At 72.7% G+C, this 18,261-nt stretch carries 18 protein-coding genes and 1 pseudogene; 7 read left to right on the forward strand and 12 right to left on the reverse strand.

Annotated features, from left to right (window positions below):
- Nucleotides 1-262 precede the first annotated feature (262 nt).
- The gene (locus AB0L74_RS02885; RefSeq protein WP_365644893.1) at nucleotides 263-772 is read right to left on the reverse strand and encodes an endonuclease domain-containing protein; all 510 of its coding nucleotides are present in this window, start codon (nucleotides 770-772) and stop codon (nucleotides 263-265) included.
- Nucleotides 773-1,190: 418 nt separating this feature from the next.
- Between AB0L74_RS02885 and AB0L74_RS02890 the strand changes: the two genes are divergently transcribed.
- The gene (locus AB0L74_RS02890) at nucleotides 1,191-1,415 is read left to right on the forward strand and encodes a cold shock domain-containing protein (RefSeq protein ID WP_365644895.1); all 225 of its coding nucleotides are present in this window, start codon (nucleotides 1,191-1,193) and stop codon (nucleotides 1,413-1,415) included.
- 298 nt (nucleotides 1,416-1,713) lie between these two features.
- Here AB0L74_RS02890 and AB0L74_RS02895 read toward each other — a convergent pair whose 3' ends face one another.
- From AB0L74_RS02895 to AB0L74_RS02940, 10 genes and pseudogenes are all read right to left on the reverse strand, one after another.
- Nucleotides 1,714-1,926 carry a hypothetical protein gene (locus tag AB0L74_RS02895; RefSeq protein ID WP_365644897.1) on the reverse strand — a complete coding sequence of 71 codons (213 nt, stop codon included), beginning with the start codon at nucleotides 1,924-1,926 and terminating at the stop codon, nucleotides 1,714-1,716.
- An 85-nt stretch (nucleotides 1,927-2,011) separates the two neighbouring features.
- Nucleotides 2,012-2,740 (reverse strand): annotated as a pseudogene (locus tag AB0L74_RS02900) (GntR family transcriptional regulator).
- An 8-nt stretch (nucleotides 2,741-2,748) separates the two neighbouring features.
- Nucleotides 2,749-2,973, reverse strand: coding sequence for a hypothetical protein (locus AB0L74_RS02905; protein ID WP_365644899.1), 225 nt, complete (start codon nucleotides 2,971-2,973; stop codon nucleotides 2,749-2,751).
- A 605-nt stretch (nucleotides 2,974-3,578) separates the two neighbouring features.
- Nucleotides 3,579-4,757, reverse strand: a complete 1,179-nt coding sequence (gene moeZ / locus AB0L74_RS02910) for an adenylyltransferase/sulfurtransferase MoeZ (protein ID WP_365644901.1) — start codon at nucleotides 4,755-4,757, stop codon at nucleotides 3,579-3,581.
- Nucleotides 4,758-4,820: 63 nt separating this feature from the next.
- Nucleotides 4,821-4,961 (reverse strand): hypothetical protein, encoded by a 141-nt coding sequence (locus tag AB0L74_RS02915; RefSeq protein ID WP_365644903.1) that lies wholly within the window; start codon nucleotides 4,959-4,961, stop codon nucleotides 4,821-4,823.
- The gene (locus AB0L74_RS02920) at nucleotides 4,949-6,040 is read right to left on the reverse strand and encodes an NAD-dependent epimerase/dehydratase family protein (RefSeq protein ID WP_365644905.1); all 1,092 of its coding nucleotides are present in this window, start codon (nucleotides 6,038-6,040) and stop codon (nucleotides 4,949-4,951) included. The genes AB0L74_RS02915 and AB0L74_RS02920 overlap by 13 nt, the downstream gene beginning before the upstream one ends.
- A 345-nt stretch (nucleotides 6,041-6,385) precedes the next feature.
- The gene (locus tag AB0L74_RS02925; protein WP_365644907.1) at nucleotides 6,386-7,720 is read right to left on the reverse strand and encodes a hypothetical protein; all 1,335 of its coding nucleotides are present in this window, start codon (nucleotides 7,718-7,720) and stop codon (nucleotides 6,386-6,388) included.
- Nucleotides 7,717-9,429, reverse strand: coding sequence for a DUF3492 domain-containing protein (locus AB0L74_RS02930; RefSeq protein WP_365644909.1), 1,713 nt, complete (start codon nucleotides 9,427-9,429; stop codon nucleotides 7,717-7,719). Before AB0L74_RS02930 ends, AB0L74_RS02925 begins: the two co-directional genes overlap by 4 nt.
- Before the next feature lie 266 nt (nucleotides 9,430-9,695).
- Complete coding sequence (locus AB0L74_RS02935; protein ID WP_365644911.1) at nucleotides 9,696-11,339, reverse strand: DUF3152 domain-containing protein; 1,644 nt, start codon at nucleotides 11,337-11,339, stop codon at nucleotides 9,696-9,698.
- A gap of 8 nt (nucleotides 11,340-11,347) precedes the next feature.
- Nucleotides 11,348-12,370, reverse strand: a complete 1,023-nt coding sequence (locus tag AB0L74_RS02940; RefSeq protein ID WP_365644913.1) for an alpha/beta hydrolase — start codon at nucleotides 12,368-12,370, stop codon at nucleotides 11,348-11,350.
- 345 nt (nucleotides 12,371-12,715) lie between these two features.
- Here AB0L74_RS02940 and AB0L74_RS02945 point away from each other — a divergent pair, with 345 nt between their 5' ends.
- The 5 genes from AB0L74_RS02945 (at nucleotide 12,716) to AB0L74_RS02965 (ending at nucleotide 14,747) form a co-directional block, all read left to right on the forward strand.
- Nucleotides 12,716-12,940, forward strand: a complete 225-nt coding sequence (locus AB0L74_RS02945) for a hypothetical protein (protein WP_365644915.1) — start codon at nucleotides 12,716-12,718, stop codon at nucleotides 12,938-12,940.
- Between the two features lie 108 nt (nucleotides 12,941-13,048).
- Nucleotides 13,049-13,204: a hypothetical protein gene (locus AB0L74_RS02950; protein WP_365644917.1), complete on the forward strand. Its 156-nt coding sequence runs from the start codon at nucleotides 13,049-13,051 to the stop codon at nucleotides 13,202-13,204.
- The gene (locus tag AB0L74_RS02955; protein ID WP_365644919.1) at nucleotides 13,201-13,845 is read left to right on the forward strand and encodes a TetR/AcrR family transcriptional regulator; all 645 of its coding nucleotides are present in this window, start codon (nucleotides 13,201-13,203) and stop codon (nucleotides 13,843-13,845) included. Before AB0L74_RS02950 ends, AB0L74_RS02955 begins: the two co-directional genes overlap by 4 nt.
- Before the next feature lie 145 nt (nucleotides 13,846-13,990).
- Entirely contained in the window at nucleotides 13,991-14,218 is a 228-nt protein-coding gene (locus AB0L74_RS02960; RefSeq protein WP_358786174.1) for a DUF3107 domain-containing protein, read from the forward strand.
- A 259-nt stretch (nucleotides 14,219-14,477) separates the two neighbouring features.
- Nucleotides 14,478-14,747, forward strand: a complete 270-nt coding sequence (locus tag AB0L74_RS02965; RefSeq protein ID WP_365644922.1) for a hypothetical protein — start codon at nucleotides 14,478-14,480, stop codon at nucleotides 14,745-14,747.
- Nucleotides 14,748-14,868: 121 nt separating this feature from the next.
- Here AB0L74_RS02965 and AB0L74_RS02970 read toward each other — a convergent pair whose 3' ends face one another.
- Entirely contained in the window at nucleotides 14,869-15,624 is a 756-nt protein-coding gene (locus AB0L74_RS02970; RefSeq protein ID WP_365644924.1) for a ferritin-like domain-containing protein, read from the reverse strand.
- A gap of 521 nt (nucleotides 15,625-16,145) precedes the next feature.
- On the opposite strand from AB0L74_RS02970, the gene AB0L74_RS02975 reads away from it, so the two are divergent.
- On the forward strand, nucleotides 16,146-18,261 hold a 2,116-nt coding region (locus AB0L74_RS02975; protein WP_365644926.1), incomplete at its 3' end, for a DEAD/DEAH box helicase.

Raw genomic sequence — 18,261 nt, forward strand, 5'->3', positions numbered from 1 at the left:
TCAAGTGGCCTACACGGGTCCAGTCGAGCCGTGATCCGGGCCGTCTCTGGGCCGTCCGAGGCCACTCAACAGTGGCCAATGACGACCAACGACGACCACCAGGCGCACGAGCCCATCGCCCCAACCCAGCAAAAACCCAGCTCTCCAAGATCTCCGGCAAGACCCAGGGCAAGAAGAGGTGGGCGCTCGCCAGAGACAGAAGCCACAGCATCTGCTGTTCAGAGCCGGGGACCTCTTCAGGGCCGCTGGTCAGCGCTGAGGCCTATCTGAGCCGGACTGCACGGGTACGCACGATGTCCTCTAGGCAGAACCTCAGCCTTCCAGCAAGGTGAAGACGGCGGGCTGGCGAGTTGGTCAGGTAGTCGTTCATACGATCCCAGTCCCTACGATCCCTGGGAAGAGCTTCGTACCAGGCAACGCCCCGAGCATTGCACCCACTGCAAAGCAAGCCTCGAACGCACCCTCCGCAGATGGACCATGCGGCGTCTGACGGCTCGCAGCAGTCGTGATCATGGTCGATGTGCCAGTAAGACGAGCCTGCGTCCCCCTCGGGTCCGTTGCCGCACAAGGCACACACGCCGCCCTGCAACTCCAGGATGGCCCTCACATCGCCTGCCGTCAGGTTGTATCGGCGCCCTTGGCGAGCCATCCGGCTACAGCTAAGGCAGTGCCCCGAACGCCGGCCCGCTTCCCTGTACTTGATGATGACGCCACACCCCTCGCAGCCCTGCAAGGTGTCGCGCGTCAACGGGATTCCGTAGTGACCTCGCATCCCTCGACGGTAGCGGGAACTACTGACATCGCTCTGGGCATGCAGCGCCCATTCCTCTCAGCCGCATGCAGGGAGCCCCGGAGGTGAGCTATATCAACTCAGCTCACCTGCGAGGCGATTAAGGCCCTGGAGCCGTCGGTGTACGGGCCGACTTGACTCTGAACGTCTCCACAGCGGGCAGGCACTGCAGCCCAAGACCGAGCACCCAGCCAGGTCGCTACGGGACGAAGAGCTCGTGCCAGATCCGTGCCAGATAGTGCGGGAAACCACGGGCAACACCGGGTATCAAGCCGACAGTCGGCCCGGCCGTAGCGCTCCTCCGCCGCACGTCAGCCTCGCAACCCACGATGGAAGACCCAAGCTTCCCAAGCCGAAGTTCCCGATACGCCAGCGCAGACGGAACCCGAAGGTTGCCCGCATGGTGACTGCGACTGTCCGTGAGTGGCGAGACGAGGAAGGGTGGGGCGTGCTCGACTCCCCGGAGACACCCGGCGGTTGTTGGGGCCACTACTCCCACATCCAGGTGGAAGGGTTCCGCACGCTGTCGCCGGGACAGCGAGTAGACCTCCAGTGGGAGGCCCCTGGCTTCAAGCAAGACGGGTACGACTACCGGGCGGTGAACATCGTGCCGCGGCCAGCCTGACATCCAGACCTGACATCAACGACGGCAGACAAAAGCAGCTACGAGCAGTCCGTGACAGCCTTGCTTCCCAGGTACTGGATGTCACGGCTGACTCTGGTCGCCATCGAACCCCGATGGCGTGGCGGAGGCCAGTGAAAGTGCAGCGAGGCGCACGCGCGCATGGTCGATCAGGGTGTCTGCACGAGCTGTCGGCGGGGTGGCATGGCGCAACGAGGAGAGGAGCTCGGGCCCTTCCCGAGCTCCTCTCCGGGCGTTGAAGAGAGCCTTATGCGAGCTGCCGTCGTCGGAGGTCGCGACCTTAAAGTTCGTGAGGTTCGTCAGCCGCCAGTCGGAAGCCACGGCTGGTCGCGACGCGGAGCGTGCCTCGTACAGCTTCGGTCAGCTCCCTGGCCAGCCGTCGCAAGTCTTCCGGGGCCGTGTCCTTGTCTTCGAGGACTTCCGAGGCTTGGTCCAGCAGTTCGGTCGCCGTGCCGAGTAGTGCTTCTTCGATGTCGTCTGCCAGGCGGGACATGCGACTGTGTCTGTCATCCGTGCTGAGGTAGCAGGGCTTTCCCCTTGTTCCCAGCCACGGGAGCAGCCGCAGTTTTTTCGGACTGTCATGCTTGCGTTCGCCTCTCGTCGATCACGTGGCGGGTGGTGAAGACGGCGTCGGCGCGATCACCCGGGAACACCAGGAACCCGGCTTCGAGGACTCGTCCAGCCGTATCGGCGGCGATGCGTGTGATCGCCAGCACCGCCACGGCGGTGCTGATCCGGAGGGTTGTTGCCTCTTCCAGTGTCGGGAGGCGGGTGCATACGGTCTCTCGGATGTCGATCGCCTCAGGGCTGAGCACGGCGAATCCATTGGACGCCTCTCCACGCGATGTCTGCTCGTCGGGTGCCGTGGCCGGCGCCAGGTCGCACGGGATGTACAGGCGCGCCAGGCTGTGCGGTGACTCGCCCTCGTGGCTGACGCAGAGGAATTCGGTCAGCGGAGTGTCACTCGGCGTTCGCAGCAGGGCTGCCAGATGTCCCCGCGCCAGGACCGTGCTGGTGCGGATCGTCACCCGCAGAGCCGTGTCTGCCGCTGTCCACGGATCCAGCGTTCCCCAGCCACCGACGTACGTGATTTTGCGGAGCGGCCGGCGGACGAAGTTCCCCTTCCCTGAATCTTCTCGACGAGACCTTCCCCTGGAGTGCGGCGAGGGAACTCCGCAGCGTCGCTGTGCTGACCTTGTACCGGTCGGCCAGGGCGGTTTCAGACGGCAGACGTCGCCGGGGTTGACCCTTCCGGTCGTGATCTGGTGGCGGAGGTCGTCAGCGATGTCGTGGTGTCGTGGAGGCATGAACCCGATCACCGCCTTCTCAGCATACGTACGGCGAGGAGCCTCGTCCGCGTGTGCATGGTCAGCAGCTCGCCCGACTCGGAGAGAAGCTGTTTGGCCCCGTGGGACAACTGGAAAAGATCGCTCACCTGGCACGGCCGGCCGCCGACCTGGATGATGTCGCCGCGCCGCACGGTGGTTGAGGTGATCTCGATGTTCGTGACGACCGTGCCGCGGGGCACATGTCGGTTCATCGTTCCTCCACTGCTGGGGCGGGGCGGTCGGGCGCCGAATGGCAAGGACAGTCGCACGCTTCGTAGACCACGGGCAGGTCGATCGGCGCCATGGCCGGAGAGGACTCGGTGCAGGTGTGATGGGTGCCGATCCGGCATGCGGTCGACCGGTAGGGAGCAGCCGTGGCATCCATGTGGTGAGGCTGGTGGCGGGGAGGCATAGCGGGCTCCCGCGAGGATCGTCCATGCCTCAGTCGGCAGATGGGAAACCACGACCATCGAACGCGGACGCCTGCGCCGCTCCCAGGCCAGCACATACGGGCGGACGAGCGCGATGTCCTCCCCCGCGAGCGGGTACGCACGGTCGGGGACCGGCTCGTGGAAAGACGTTGATCTGTCGACGGGCGCCGCAGGGGGCACGGCGGCAGCCGTCGGTCGGGATGACGTCAAGGGGCGGCGGTGCCTGCCCCTCGGGAAGTACCGTCCTCCCGGCGGCCGTCGTGCCGAGGCCGTCCCTGGGCCGTGCGAGGTCAGCCGGCGCCGATCGACAACGACAGAGGCCCACGGCGTCTGAGCAGGTCAGAGCCGTGGGCCTCGTCAGTCCCGCTGGTCAGCGGAAGGGCCGATCAGTACACCGGCTTGTGCGGCTCGATCTGGTTCACCCAGCCGATGACGCCGCCGCCGACGTGCACGGCGTCCGCGAAGCCCGCGTTCTTCAGGACGGCCAGGACTTCCGCACTGCGGACACCCGTCTTGCAATGCAAGACGATCTTCTTGTCCTGCGGCAGCGACTCCAGGGCCGTGCCCATGAGGAACTCGTTCTTCGGGATCAGCCGGGCGCCCGGGATGGAGACGATCTCGTACTCGTTCTGCTCGCGGACGTCGATGATCTCGATGTTCTCGCCGTCGTCGATCCACTCCTTGAGCTGCTTGGGAGTGATCGTCGAGTCGGCGGCCGCCGCCTGGGCCTCCTCGGAGACGACGCCGCAGAAGGCCTCGTAGTCGATGAGCTCGGTGACGGTCGGGTTCTCGCTGCAGACCGCGCAGTCGGGGTCCTTGCGGACCTTGACCTGGCGGTACTGCATCTCCAGGGCGTCGTAGATCATCAGACGGCCGACCAGCGGCTCGCCGATGCCCGCGAGGAGCTTGATGGCCTCGTTGACCTGGATGGAACCGATGGACGCGCACAGCACGCCGAGCACACCGCCCTCGGCGCAGGAGGGCACCATGCCGGGGGGCGGGGGCTCCGGGTAGAGGCAGCGGTAGCAGGGACCGTGCTCGGACCAGAAGACGGAGGCCTGGCCGTCGAAGCGGTAGATCGAGCCCCACACGTACGGCTTGTTCAGCAGCACACAGGCGTCGTTGACCAGGTAGCGGGTCGCGAAGTTGTCCGTACCGTCGATGATCAGGTCGTACTGGCTGAAGATGTCCATCACGTTGTCGGCTTCGAGCCGCTCCTGGTGAAGGACCACGTTCACGTACGGGTTGATGCCCTTGACGCTGTCGCGGGCGGACTCCGCCTTGGAACGGCCGATGTCGGACTGGCTGTGGATGATCTGGCGCTGCAGGTTCGACTCGTCGACCTCGTCGAACTCCACGATGCCGAGCGTGCCGACGCCCGCGGCGGCCAGGTACATCAGTGCCGGCGAGCCCAGGCCGCCGGCGCCCACACAGAGCACCTTGGCGTTCTTCAGCCGCTTCTGCCCGTCCATCCCCACATCGGGGATGATCAGGTGGCGGGAGTACCTGCGGACCTCGTCTACGGTGAGCTCGGGGGCCGGCTCGACCAGGGGTGGCAGCGACACGGGGACTCCGTTGGTCGGTCAGTCATTACGGTTGTTCTCCCCGTAACACTGCCACGCGCTTTTTCATTCCGAGACACCTGTTCCACTGCGCGAGACGATGTCGTCCCAGTAGCCGGGCAGGGGGTGCGCCAGAGCGGGGACGCCGAGGCCGACCCGGGCGGCGGCCGTCGGCGTGCCCGTTCCCGTGTTGGTCAGATACGGCATGCCGCCTCCATCCAGATGTCGGCGAGGGACTCCTCCAGATTGATGCGGGGCCGCCAGCCCAGTCGGTCGCGCGCGGTGCGCACATCGGCCTGCTGCCAGCTGCCGCAGCCGTCCGGGTAGGGGTAGGCGACCGGGGGTGCGGGCGGGTGGTCGGCGTCGGGGCGGGCCGCGGCGGAGTGGCCCGGGTGCCCGGGGTGTCCCGCGTGCCCCTGGTGGCCGAGGTGACTGAGGAGTTCGCCACGGGGGTGAGCCAGGGCGTCGGCGCGGTGGCTCAGGGATTCGGCGCGCGGGTGGCCGATGGCCGGCCTGTGCGGCGTGCCGTGCGGGCCGTCCAGCTCGTGCAGGGTGCCGCCGTAACCGGCCACGCGGGCGAGGGTGGCGGCGGCGTCGCGGAGCCGGACGGCGCGGCCCGAGCCGATGTTGATGACGCCCTGCGCGGCGGAGAGGGAGGCCGCGTGGACGGCGCGGGCCACATCGCGGACGTCGACGAAGTCGCGCTGGACGCCGAGGCCGCCCAGCCGCAGCTCTCCGTCGCCGGACTGCATGGCGCGGCGCATGGCCTCGGCCAGGCGGCCCAGCGGGGAACCGGCGGGCGTGCCCGGGCCGGCGGGTGAGAAGACGCGGAGGACGACGGCGTCCAGGCCGGAGCCGAGAACCAGTTCCGTCGCGGCGAGCTTGCTCACACCGTAGGGGCCGCCGGGGCGGGGGACGGCGTCCTCGGCGGTGGAGGAGCCGGGCTGGCTGGGGCCGTACTCGGAGCCGCAGCCGATCTGCACCAGGCGGGCGCTGCAACTGCTGCGGCGCAGGGCCTCGCAGACGGTGGCGACCGCGACCGTGTTGTGCCGGGTCAGTTCCCGGGCGCCCCCGCGGGTCGCGCCGGCGCAGTTGATGACGACGCCGGGCTGGACCGCGTCGAGGAAACGGGTGAGGGCGCCGGGGCTGCCGGTGGCGAGGTCGAAGCGCACGTCGGCGTCGTCGCCGCGGCCGAGGGCGGTGAGCTGGACGGCGGGGTCGGCGAGGAGGCGGTCGGCGACGAAGCGGCCGATGTAGCCGTTGGCTCCGATCAGCAGGACTCTCATCGGGCGGCTCCCCGGGGGACGGCCGTGAGCGTGGGGAGGGACGGGGTCATGTGGGTTCTCCTAAGGGAGGGGGTGCGGAGTGCGGGAGGTGACAGGTCTGTGGGGGCGGGGAAACGGGCCGGCGTGCGGCGTACCCGCGGCCCGTGCGAGGGGCCCGGTGGAGATGGCCGTCGCGGCTGCGGGCTTCGGGAAACCGGTGCCGCGCCGCTTCCAGGACCACCGTGCGGCTCAGGCCCCGGTCGTCGTAGGTCACCGCGATGGCGACGGGTGCGCGCTGCGCCGGGGCACGGTCCTCGCGGGACGGCGCGTGGACCGCCGAGCGGGCCGTCCTGCGGGTGCCTGGGTTCAGCATGCGGGCTCCGTTCGGGCGTGGGCCGATGCCTTCGTCAGGCGGCGGGTCGCGTGGACGAGCAGCGTCACGGCGCCGACGCCGCAGGTCACCGTGGGGACCGCGGCGGGGCCCCAGGCGGTGACCAGGGCTTCCGTCGGGGCGGCCAGGGCGTCGCCCCCGGGGAGGCGGGCGGCGAAGAGAAGGGCGAGGGCGGTCGCCTGGGCCATGGCGGTGGCGGTGAGGGCGAGCGTGGAGGCATGGGCGAAGCCGTGCGCGGCGAGGAGGCGGGCGAGCAGCAGCAGGGCACCGAGGGTCAGCGCCTGCGGGTGGGCGGCGGGTTCGCCGAGGGCGGCGCCGGCCGCCGTCAGCAGCGCGGCCAGGACGGCCAGGAAGAGGGCCAGGGTGCCCAGCAGCAGGGGTCGTACGGCGGTGGCGAAGTCGTCCAGGCCGCGGCTGGCCGTCAGCGTGCGGCGGGCCCCCGCGGTGAAGAGGTGGGCGGTCCAGGCCGCGGGGGCGCAGGCCAGGGTGAGTGCCAGGAACGGGGCGGTGGTGACCGGCCAGGGTCCGTGGGCGGTGCCGGTGGGCAGGCCGTCGGGCCCGCCGGCGAGCGCCGTGCGGAGCAGTCCCTCGCCGAGGAGGGCGTAACCGGCGAGCCACCAGGTCGAGAGGCCGGCGAGGGGCCTGCGGCCGGGGGTGGCGAGCGGTCCGCGGCGGACGGCCGCGCGCGTGGCCAGGATGACGGCGAGGACGCCCGCGACGGCGGTGATCAGGCGCGGCTGGCCGTGGGTGAGGCGCAGACCGGCCACGGTCGCGGCGCACAGGGCGCCGGGCAGCAGGGCCAGGACGACCCAGGCGGCGCGCGCCCGGGGCGCCGCCTGGGCCGTGGGGCGGGCCGGCTGGGTGTCCCCGTCGCGCGGGGTACGGGCGTACATCTCCTCCGCGAGCGAGAAGACGTCCCGGTGGCGGAAGCGTGCGGCGGCGGTCCGGTCGGTGATGCCCCGCGCTTCCAGTCCCGCCGCGATCTCCAGGGGGTCCACGGCTCGCTCGCAGAGGGCTCGGTGACGGTCCATCAGCGTCTTCACGGGGTCCGCGGAAGCGCGGCGGGGCGTGGAGGGGGTGCGGTTCCCGGCCGCCCGGGCGTCCGCGGTACGGCGGTGGTCCGTGCCCGGCCACGGGCGGCCGTCCCGGAACCCGAGGCCGGCCGGGGAACCGAGGCCGTCCGGGGCGCCAGGCCGGCTAGGGGCGCCGAGTCCTTCCGGAGTGCCGGGGCCGTCCGGGGCGCCGGGTCCGTCCGGGGCGCCGGGTCCGTCCGGGGCGCCGGAGAGGTTCAGTTCGCCGAGGCCGCTCATCTCGCCCCCTCGGTGACGGCGGTGGCGGCCGTGACGGCGACCGGTGGGTGCGCGGCCCAGCGAGGGCCGCCCCGGACCGCGGCGGAGGAGGTGGTGCCGGACCAGTGGCCCGGGAGGTGGACCTCGGCGGGGGTGGCGAACGGGAGCGGCTTTCCGGTGTCGTCCAGCAGGACACGGCGGACCGGGGCGCGCGAGACGATCTCCAGGTAGATGCCGTGGAAGGCCGCGACGTTCTGCTCGACGGTGAACAGTTCCAGGGCGCGGGCGCGTGCCGCGGCGCCCAGGCGTGCGCGGCGCTCGGGGTCGCGCAGGAGCGCCACGCACGCCTCGGCGAGCGCGCGCGGGTCCCCCGGGGGGACGACGAGGCCGGTGCCGCCGATGATCTCCCTTACCGCGCCGACGTCCGTGGACACGGTCGCACGGCCGCACAGCATCGCCTCGACCAGAACGGACGGGAAGCCCTCGACGGCGCTGGACAGGACGACCACGGCCCCGCGGGCGTACGCGTCGGCGGGCGCCCGGGTCTCCGGCCCGCCGGTCCGCTCGAAGGACACCGGATCGCCGCCGGGGGCGTACGGGTCCTGCGCCGCGCCGGGGAAGAGCCGCTCCGCGAGCTCGCGGCAGTGGTGGAGGTAGGTCTCGCCCTCCGGGCCGGCGGGGGCGCCGATGATCCGCAGGCGGGCCTTCGGCTCGCGCGCGCGGATTCCGGCGAAGGCGTGCAGCAGGGACACCAGGTCCTTGGCGGGCTCGATGCGGCCGGTCCAGACCAGGGTGTCCGGGTCCGCGCACTCCGGCGCCTCCCCCACCTCGGCGAAGGGGGACGCGTCCATGCCCGGGTACACCGTGCGGATCCTGGCCCGGTCGGCCCCGCAGCGCTCCTGCCAGCGTCGGGCGTGCGCGTTGCCCGGGGTGATGAGGGCGGCCTGCCGGTAGGTCTCGGCGGCGAGCCGGCCGTGGAAGGCGGCGAGCAGGGACCGTACGGCCGGGGAGGACTCCGCGGCGGTCAGGTAGTGCGTGCGCACCCGCACGCCGTACTCGGTCACCAGCAGGGGCACGCCGGAGAAGTGCCGGGCGAGCAGGCCGGGCACGGCGGCGGCGCCGCCGGAGGCCGCGTGGCACAGGTCGGCCCCGCCGAGTCCGCCCGGCCCGTACCAGTCGAGCGAGAGGGGGCGCAGGACGCGTTCGAGGTGCGCGGCGGCGGTGAGGAGATCCGCCACGCGCGCCTGGCGAGCGGGGCGCGTGGCACCCGGTGCGCGGCAGGCGCGCTCCAAGGCGCGTACGGCGGTTTCCGAGCGGAGCGCGCGGGCCGGGCCTCCCTCGTCGCGGGCGAGTTCGGCGAGGCCGTAGAGGGCATTGGCGAAACGGTCCGCCTGAGAGGCCGGGGGAACCTGGGAGGTGCCGGACGGGTCCTGGGGGGCGTCCGTGCACAGCACGGCCGCGAGCTCGCCGTACCACTCGGTGAAGCGCCGGCGCGCGCGCCGCCCGTACACCACCCCGTCGTCCTCGGTGCCCCACAGCGGCGCGGTGCGCACCCGGCCGACCTGCGGCGGCAGCGGAACCCGGCCCTCGTCCTCCTGGCGCTCATCACGGCTGAGCGCGTAGACGTCGAACTCGTGCTGCGCGAGCCCGCGCACGAGCCGATCGCACCAGAGCCTGGCGTCACCGCTCACATACGGATAGCCACCCTCCGTAACCAACCCGATGCGCACGCGTGCACCCCCGATCTCCGTAAAGGGAGCCGCCATCGGTCCGACGGCTCGTAGCGGGACGAACGTATGCGGACATGGCGGTCGCGCGACGGACGGTTGTCCGTCGCGCCACCAAAAGGGGTGAACGGACGTGACTTTCCCGCACGGGAGACGTTTCGTCGCGCTAAGGGATCAGGTGATCACGGAGTGCGACATTCCGGCAGGCCGGCGGGGCGGGGCGCGGCGCACCGCCCCGCCGTTCGCTCCGGTCCGCTCGCGCGGACCTGTCAACTTCCCGGATAGGGCCAGGCGTTGGGCAGGCAGTGGATGCCTTCGGCGGGGTCGAGGAACTTGGTCTGCTGCTGCATGACCGGGGCGAGCTCGCCGTCCTTGTCGCAGGTCACATGGGAGTGACCGAGACGGTGGCCGACCTCGTGGTTGATCAGCATCTGCCGGTAGGCGTGGATCTCGTCGCCGTACGTCTCCGACCCCTGCGCCCATCGATAGGCATTGATCATCACGCGCTCGGTGGCGGCCGAGTCGCAGGACACGTTGTCGACGGTGGTGTCCAGGCCGGACTTGGCGCACCAGTCGGCGGTGGTCCCGGGACTGGCGAGGGTGATCACGAAGTCGGGCTGCCCGGAGTGGATGCGCTCGAACGTACGGGCGCCGTTGTGCGCCCAGCTCCGGTCGTCGTTGAGCGTCTTGTGCACGGCCCGGGCGAACAGCCCGGCGTCCAGGCCGAGCCCCTTCTCGACGTCCACGCGGTAGGTGAACTTCTGTCCCCTGCCCGGTGCCTTGTCGACGCCCGGAACCGCGTCGAACGTGCCCGGACCCTCCAGCGTGGCGCTGAGCGGGTACTTCTTGCCCATCTTCTGCTCGTACGTCAAGGGGGCCGCCTCGGCGGACGTCGACGGCGTCGGCCGTCCGTCCGCGCGCGAGGCGGAGGCGCGGGCGTCGCGCACCTGGTCGCCGGCGGACCGCGCCCGCCCGTCCTGGCCGCCCCGCCCGTCGGCCGCCTGGCCGGCGACGACGACCGCCAGGACGGCGGTGACGGCCGCGGCCGCGATGCCGGTGAAGGTCCGTCCCCTGCCGCCCTTGCCGCCCTTGGCGGCCACGGGCGTACCGGTGGGCGGCCCGTCGTCCGCGCCGCGCGCGGCGCCGGGGGCGCCGGCACCCCGGGCGGAGTCCCGGCCGGCGGCAAGGGGGTGCGGGTCGGCGGCTTGCGAGGGCGGGCCGGGGCGGCGGTGGGGACGGGCGTCGCCGTCGGCGGCGTCGAAGGCGTCCAGGTACGCCTGTCGCGGTCCGGCGGGGCCGGCGTGCCGCTGTCCGCGCCTCTGCTGCTGCCGCGGGAAGGTGACGCCGGGGCCGGGGCCCGCGGGAGCGCGACGGCCCGCCGGAGCGTCAGGTTCCGCCGGCGGGCCGGGGGCCGCGAGAGGTCCGGGGCCCGGGGGCGCGCCGTACGTGCCCCCGGCCCGGCCGCCCGGTCCGCCCAACTCGCCCCAGGCGCCGCCGCCTTCCGGCTGCTCGGGATGGCCGCCGCGGACCCGCGGGACGGCCCGCGCGGGCGTGCGGTCGCCGGACGGGGGAACGCCCCGCGCGGGAGCCCCGCCGGTCACGGGCGGCATGCCGTGCGCCGCGGTCCCCTCCAGGGGGCTCCGGACGCCATGCGCCGGGGTTCCCTCCGGATAGCGCGCCCCCGCCTGTCCGCGCGACCCGCCCGCCGACGGCGGCTCGCCCATCGGCGGCCGCTGCTCGCCCGTCGCCGGGCCGGGCAACCGCCGGCGTCCCGTTCCCGGCCCCGGCACCGGCGCGCCGCCCGGTGGCGCTCCGTGCCCGGTGCCCGGCCGCCCCGGCCCGTTCTCCGCTGTTCCGGTTGTGTCCGCGGCGTCGCCCTTGGGGGCCGGCCCGCGGCGGCTGTGGCGTCCCACGTCGCGCCTCAGCCTCCTGTGCTCTCGTTGACGGGCGCGCCGTCGGCCGCCCCTTCCGTGTCCGTCCCGGCCGCCGACTTCCCGGTGTCCGCGAGGAATTCGCGGAACGCCGTGGCGACCGTCTCCGGATACTCCATCATGGCCACGTGCCCGGCGTCCGGCAGGGTCAGCAACCGGGAGTCCCGGAAGGCGCGGGCCGCCCTCTGCGCCATGCGGTAGCCGACGAGCCGGTCACGGCCGCCGTACACCAGCAGCGTGGGCGCGAGGACCCGTTCGGCCTGCCGCCACAGCCCGTACTGGCCGCCGACCGTGTAAGCGTTGACGATGCCCCGCGCGGAGCGCGCCATCGCGTCCCAGAAGTACGGCAGCCGCAGCCGCCGTTCCATCTCCTCCACGGCGTGCCGGAAACCCTCCGGCGTGACGCGCCCGGGATCGCCGTAGCACAGCGACATGACTCCGCGGACCCGCTGCTCAGCCGTCCAATCGCGGCTGAGCCGCGTGAAGAGCGGGGCAACCCCGGGCAGCGCCAGCAGCCCGGTCGGCACGGCGGTGCGCTGGACCCGGATCTCCGGCAGCGCGGGCGACACGAGGGTCAGCGTCCGCACGAGGTCGGGCCGCACCGCGGCGACACGGGTGACGATGGCACCGCCGAGTGAGTTGCCGAACAGGTGCACGGGGCCGCGTCCGCACGCGTCCAGGTAGCGGATGACCGCGCGCGCGTGCCCCGTGACCGAGTAGTTGCCGTCGTCCGGCGGCGGGGAGTCGCCGAAACCGGGCAGGTCGACGGCCTCGTTGTCGGTGACGTCGTCCAGCAGCGGCATCAGCGCCGACCAGTTCTGCGAGGAACCGCCGAGACCGTGGACGTAGAGCGCGGGCGGCAGCCCCTCGCGCGCCGGTCGCCTCGACCGGACCGCCAGCGTGAGCCCCGGGAGCCGGACCGACCGGAGCCGCTCGCCTTCCGCGACCCTGACGGCGGCCACCTTCGAAAGGAGGTTGGCGGGCGGCACGAAGGGCAGCTCGGTCGAAGACATGCGGCAATGTTACGAGACGATCACGCACTGGTTCACGTGTTCGCCGTCACAACCGGGCCCGTGGCGAAACTTCCACGCATAGAGCGGCCGTACCGGTGCATACAAGAGGTACGCGCGGGATACGGCGGCACACCGAGCGGACGACAGCCGCGGGAGCGGCCGCCACGGCGGGCCGCCACGACGGACCACCGCGGGCCGCGGCGGCGGACCGGCGCCGCGGCGCTCCGTCACGGATCGGGAGCGGATCGCATAGCGTCCGGACCGGGTGTCTCCTAGGCTCGTACAGAGGGCACCCGCGTGTGGCCCCTGCATCTTTCAGGGACGTTCATAGGAAGGGAGCCCACCATGGCCGTAGACCCCACCGACCCCGAGACCTTCGAGGACGAGGAGGCACGGGAGGACCGGGAGTTCGGCGTCGAGGCCCCGGAGGTCGACGCGGCCGAGCAGCAGGCGGACATCGCGCCGGACCGCGACGACCCGCTGACCGGCGTCGACCCCGACCGCGCCAGCGAGGCCGACCTCATGGAGCAGACCCGGATCGTCACCCTCGACGAGGACGACTACCGGTGACCGGCTGACGCGGCCGCCGGACGGTCCGGCGGCCCGGTGATCCGCCGGCCCGGTGACCCGCGACGAGGGGCGGCCGAGGACGCCGCCGAGCAGGAAAGAGGCCGATGTATGCCCGGCCTGAGCGCCTTTGAAACCTTCTGCGCGGCTTTCGCCACCGTCCGGAACGTGAAATTCTGCGCTCGCGACGCGCACACCACGGTTACCGAAAAGTACGATGGCGGCGCGGCGCACACCGCGAGTGGACGATTTTGGGAGGCGGCGTGACAGCCATCGAGCAGACAGAGGCGGTACGCCCGCGGGGCACGCGCCTGCCGCGCCGTGCCCGACGGAACCAGCTGCTGGGCGCCGCGCAGGAGGTCTTCGTGGCGCAGGGCTACCACGCGGCCGCGATGGACGACATCGCCGAGCGCGCCGGCGTCAGCAAGCCGGTGCTCTACCAGCACTTCCCGGGCAAGCTCGACCTCTACCTCGCCCTGCTGGACCAGCACTGCGAGTCCCTCATCCAGTCGGTACGCGGCGCGCTGGCGTCGACGAACGACAACAAGCAGCGCGTCCGGGCCACGATGGACGCCTACTTCGCGTACGTCGAGGACGACGGCGGGGCCTTCCGCCTCGTCTTCGAGTCGGACCTGACGAACGAGCCCGCCGTGCGCGAGCGCGTCGACAAGGTCACCAACGAGTGCGCTGAGGCGATCTGCGACGTCATCGCCGAGGACACCGGCCTCTCGCGCGCGGAGTCGATGCTGCTCGCGTCGGGCCTGGGCGGCCTCGCCCAGGTGGTGGCCCGCTCCTGGCTGCACAGCGACCGCAGCGTGCCGCGCGACCAGGCCGTCCAGCTGCTGGCCTCGCTGGCCTGGCGGGGCATCGCGGGCTTCCCCCTGCACGGCAACGACCAGCACCACTGACAGGCGCCGACCGGGACGTTGTTCCCGTCGCCTGTTCGCTCGTGGCGTTCGCGGGCGCAGCGTGCCATGCGCTCGCGCGGGCTAATGTGTGCTGGGTACGGCGCGGAAGGTCGCGCACTTCACTGACCGTCGGAGGGACATAGCCGTGGAGGTCAAGATCGGCGTGCAGCACGCGCCCCGCGAGATCGTGCTGGAGAGCGGTCAGAGCGCCGAGGAGGTCGAGCGGGTCGTGGCCGACGCCCTGGCCGGCAAGGCGCAGCTGCTCAGCCTCGTGGACGAGCACGGCCGCAAGGTGCTGGTCCCGGCCGACCGCCTCGCGTACGTCGAGATCGGTGAGCCGGCCCCGCGCAAGGTGGGCTTCGGCGCGCTGTAGCCGCAGCGTGGTAACGGGAAGGGCCCGGCGGTCGTGCACCGCCGGGCCCTTCCCGTCACCGCGAGACCGAGGCCGTCACCGGGCGGGACAGGCTCGGTCACCGGGCGGGACGGACTCGGTCACCCGGCGCCCGGACGCATCCGTCGCCCCACACGGACGGAACACATGTCCTCCACAGAGGAGGATTGCATTCCGCAGGTCACGGGTAGGACGGCTACGACCGTCTCGGGCAGGCCGGCCGCGTGGGAGGGACCCCGACATGCTCCTGGAAGCGCTCAGCTCCGTCATCCTCGGTCTGGTCCTGGCCGGGACCGCCGCCCACCGCCTGTCCCACCGGCTGCCGGCCCGCGCCCTCGTCCTGCCGACGGGCATCGCCGGTGCCCTGTTCGGGGCGTTCGTCACGCACAGCGCGCTGGACACCGGAAGCCTGCCGATGGTGCTCCTCGGCGCGGCGGCCGTCTCCCTGGCCGCGCTGTCGCTGCTGCTGCGCCCCGCGGGAAGACTGCGGCGCCGGTCGGCGGCCGCCTGACCGGCCGCCGGGTGCGGCGCCCGCCCCACGGCCGTCCGGCAGGCGCCCGGACGCCCTCCCGAGGCCAAGGCGCCACACGCCCCGGCGCCACGGGCTTCCGGGGCCGTGCGAGAAAGCCGGTCTAGGCGGCCAGCCCCAGCGCCGCCATCCGCTTGGTGTGCGCCTCGGTGATCCGGGAGAACATCCTGCCGACCTCGGCGAGGTCGAAACCGCCCGCGACGCCGCCCACCAGCATCGTCGACAGGGCGTCGCGGTCCGCGACCACCCGCTGGGACTGCGACAGGGCCTCGCCCATCAGGCGCCGCGCCCACAGCGCCAGCCGCCCGCCCACGCGCGGGTCCGCGTCGATCGCCGCGCGCACCTTCTCCACCGCGAAGGTGGCGTGCCCGGTGTCGTCCAGCACGGCCAGCACCAGGCAGCGGGTGTCGGAGTCGAGCCGGGCCGCGACCTCGCGGTAGAAGTCGCTGGCGATGGAGTCGCCGACGTACGCCTTGACGAGCCCCTCCAGCCAGTCCGAGGGCGCCGTCTGCTTGTGGAAGCCCTCGTAGGCGGCGACGAACGGCTCCATCGCCCCCGTCGGGTCCTCGCCGATCTCGGCCAGCCGGTTCCGCAGCCGCTCGAAGTGGTGGAACTCCGCCGACGCCATCTTCGCCAGCTCCGCCTTGTCCCCCAGCGTCGGCGCCAGCTTGGCGTCCTCCGCGAGCCGCTCGAACGCCGCGAGCTCCCCGTACGCGAGCGCGCCGAGCAGGTCCACGACCGCGGCGCGGTACTGCGGGTCGGCGGCGGCCGTGGCCCAGTCGAGGGCCGCGACCCCGGTGGCTCCGGTCGATTCCGCGGGGGCGTCTGCTGCGTTGCCAGGCTTGTCAGAGCTCGTCATGAAGCGCACAATAGCCCGCTCCCCACCGGGTGGAAGGCCCCGGCCGATCAGTGTGACGACGACTACGTGACCAAATCGGCCATCGCGTGTGCGGGAATCCGGGGTATGGTGGTAATGCTGCCTGCCGAGTATGTGACGTACGGGTGCCTCGAGTACGCGTCGCGTACGTCATGTATTGGACGGGCCGCACGTATGAGGATGCCCGGTCGGTGGCCCGATCGGCTCCGACCCGACAGCCCTTTCCGGCCGTACGGCAATACCGCGCGTACGGCGACCGGAGGGGGAACCCTCAGCGGTTCGAGCGCTAGAGCGTCGGCTGTGGTCCCGTGCCAACGGCCCGCCCGCGTGGGCGGCCGGCGTCCCCGGCACGGTCACGCGACACGACCCCCGCGCTCGCCTCGCGCCGCGCACACAGAAGAGGCAGCACCCTGACTACGACGTTTCGATCCCTCGGAATCCTTCCCGAGACCGCCGAGGCCCTGGAGGCCGTCGGCATCACCACCCCCTTCCCCATCCAGGAGATGACGCTCCCCGTGGCCCTGTCGGGCACGGACGTCATCGGCCAGGCCAAGACCGGCACCGGCAAGACGCTGGGCTTCGGCCTCCCGCTCCTCGAGCGCGTCACCGTCCCCGCCGACGTCGAGGCCGGCCGCGCCGCTCCCGAGGCCCTGACCGACGCCCCGCAGGCCCTCGTCGTCGTCCCGACGCGCGAGCTGTGCACCCAGGTCACCAACGACCTGCTGACCGCGGGCAAGGCGCGCAACGTGCGCGTCCTCGCGATCTACGGCGGCCGGGCGTACGAGCCGCAGGTCGAGGCCCTGAAGAAGGGCGTCGACGTGATCGTCGGCACCCCGGGCCGTCTGCTGGACCTCGCGGGCCAGAAGAAGCTGAGCCTGAAGCACATCAAGTGCCTGGTCCTCGACGAGGCCGACGAGATGCTCGACCTGGGCTTCCTGCCCGACGTCGAGAAGATCATCAACATGCTGCCGGCCAGGCGCCAGACCATGCTGTTCTCGGCCACCATGCCGGGCGCGGTCATCAACCTGGCCCGCCGGTACATGAACCGGCCCACGCACATCCGTGCCACGGCGCCGGACGACGAGGGCGTCACGGTCGCGAACATCAAGCAGTTCGTCTACCGCGGGCACTCCATGGACAAGCCGGAGATGATCGCCCGCATCCTCCAGGCCGAGGGCCGCGGACTGGCGATGATCTTCTGCCGGACCAAGCGGACGGCGGCCGACATCGCCGAGCAGCTCCAGCGGCGCGGGTTCGCCGCCGGCGCGGTCCACGGCGACCTCGGGCAGGGCGCCCGCGAGCAGGCGCTGCGCGCCTTCCGCAACGGCAAGGTGGACGTGCTCGTCTGCACCGACGTCGCCGCCCGCGGCATCGACGTCGAGGGCGTGACCCACGTCATCAACTACCAGTCGCCGGAGGACGAGAAGACCTACCTGCACCGCGTCGGCCGTACCGGCCGCGCGGGCGCCAAGGGCACGGCGATCACGTTCGTCGACTGGGACGACATCCCGCGCTGGCAGCTGATCAACAAGGCGCTGGAGCTGGACTTCAACGACCCGGTGGAGACGTACTCCACCTCCCCGCACCTCTTCTCCGACCTCGGCATCCCGGAGGGCACCAAGGGTGTCCTGCCGCGCTCGGCGCGCACGCGTGCCGGACTGGAGGCGGAGGAACTGGAGGACCTCGGCGAGCCGGGCGGCGGCCGTGCCGGCCGGGGCCGTGGCGGCCGGGGCGCCCGCGACGACCGGGGTGCCCGCGACGACCGGGGCGACTCCCGTTCGGGCGACCGCGAGCGCCCTGCCGGTACGCCGCGCCGCCGGCGCCGTACGCGCGGCGGGGCACCGGTGGACGCCGCCTCCCCCGCGGCCACGGCATCCGACGCCGTGACGGCCGAGGGCACGGAGGGTACGGCGGAGGACGCCGCCAAGCCGGGCCGTACGCTGCGCCGCCGGCGCCGTACCCGCGGTGGGGCGGCGACGCGGCAGCCGGTGACCGGCGTGACCGCCGAGGCCGCCGCGACCGCCGAGGCCGCCGTGACGACCGCGCCCCCGCGCGACACGGCCCCGGAGGACACCGACGCGGCCCCCGAGACGGCGGCCGCCGAGGTGAGCGCCGCGAGCACAGCCGCCGCGACCGCCGAGGCACCGGCACAGCCGCGCCGCCGACGCACGCGCAAGACCGCCGAGGCACCGGCCGCCGCCACCGCCGCGACGGCCACCGAGGAACCGCCGGTCGCCGAGACCCCGGCGTCCGAGGCCCCGGCCGCCCCGGCTCCGCTCGCGGAGACGGACACCACCACGGAGGCTCCGGCCGCCAAGCCGCGCCGCCGCACCCGCAAGGCCGCCGCCACCGCCGACGACGCCGCGGTGGAGACGGCCGAGGCCACCACGGAGACCGCCGAGGCCAAGCCGCGCCGGACCCGCAAGTCCGCCGCCAAGACCGAGACGTCGGACACCGTCGAGTCGGCCGAGGCCGCCGTGGCCACGGACTCCGCCGAGGCCAAGCCGCGCCGGACCCGGAAGACCGCCGCCAAGACCGAGACGTCGGACACCGTCGAGTCGGCCGAGGCCGCCGTGGCCACGGACTCCGCCGAGGCCAAGCCGCGCCGGACCCGGAAGC

This window comes from Streptomyces sp. NPDC052020 (genome assembly GCF_040680575.1).
Lineage (GTDB): Bacteria > Actinomycetota > Actinomycetes > Streptomycetales > Streptomycetaceae > Streptomyces.

What these genes read in the sequence shown, in the direction of transcription:
- AB0L74_RS02885 (WP_365644893.1), bottom strand. Translation starts at nt 772, where the DNA reads ATGCGAGGTCACTACGGAATCCCGTTGACGCGCGACACCTTGCAGGGC.
- AB0L74_RS02890 (WP_365644895.1), top strand. Translation starts at nt 1,191, where the DNA reads ATGGTGACTGCGACTGTCCGTGAGTGGCGAGACGAGGAAGGGTGGGGC.
- AB0L74_RS02895 (WP_365644897.1), bottom strand. Translation starts at nt 1,926, where the DNA reads ATGTCCCGCCTGGCAGACGACATCGAAGAAGCACTACTCGGCACGGCG.
- AB0L74_RS02905 (WP_365644899.1), bottom strand. Translation starts at nt 2,973, where the DNA reads ATGAACCGACATGTGCCCCGCGGCACGGTCGTCACGAACATCGAGATC.
- AB0L74_RS02915 (WP_365644903.1), bottom strand. Translation starts at nt 4,961, where the DNA reads ATGCCGTATCTGACCAACACGGGAACGGGCACGCCGACGGCCGCCGCC.
- AB0L74_RS02920 (WP_365644905.1), bottom strand. Translation starts at nt 6,040, where the DNA reads ATGAGAGTCCTGCTGATCGGAGCCAACGGCTACATCGGCCGCTTCGTC.
- AB0L74_RS02925 (WP_365644907.1), bottom strand. Translation starts at nt 7,720, where the DNA reads ATGAGCGGCCTCGGCGAACTGAACCTCTCCGGCGCCCCGGACGGACCC.
- AB0L74_RS02940 (WP_365644913.1), bottom strand. Translation starts at nt 12,370, where the DNA reads ATGTCTTCGACCGAGCTGCCCTTCGTGCCGCCCGCCAACCTCCTTTCG.
- AB0L74_RS02945 (WP_365644915.1), top strand. Translation starts at nt 12,716, where the DNA reads ATGGCCGTAGACCCCACCGACCCCGAGACCTTCGAGGACGAGGAGGCA.
- AB0L74_RS02950 (WP_365644917.1), top strand. Translation starts at nt 13,049, where the DNA reads ATGCCCGGCCTGAGCGCCTTTGAAACCTTCTGCGCGGCTTTCGCCACC.
- AB0L74_RS02965 (WP_365644922.1), top strand. Translation starts at nt 14,478, where the DNA reads ATGCTCCTGGAAGCGCTCAGCTCCGTCATCCTCGGTCTGGTCCTGGCC.
- AB0L74_RS02970 (WP_365644924.1), bottom strand. Translation starts at nt 15,624, where the DNA reads ATGACGAGCTCTGACAAGCCTGGCAACGCAGCAGACGCCCCCGCGGAA.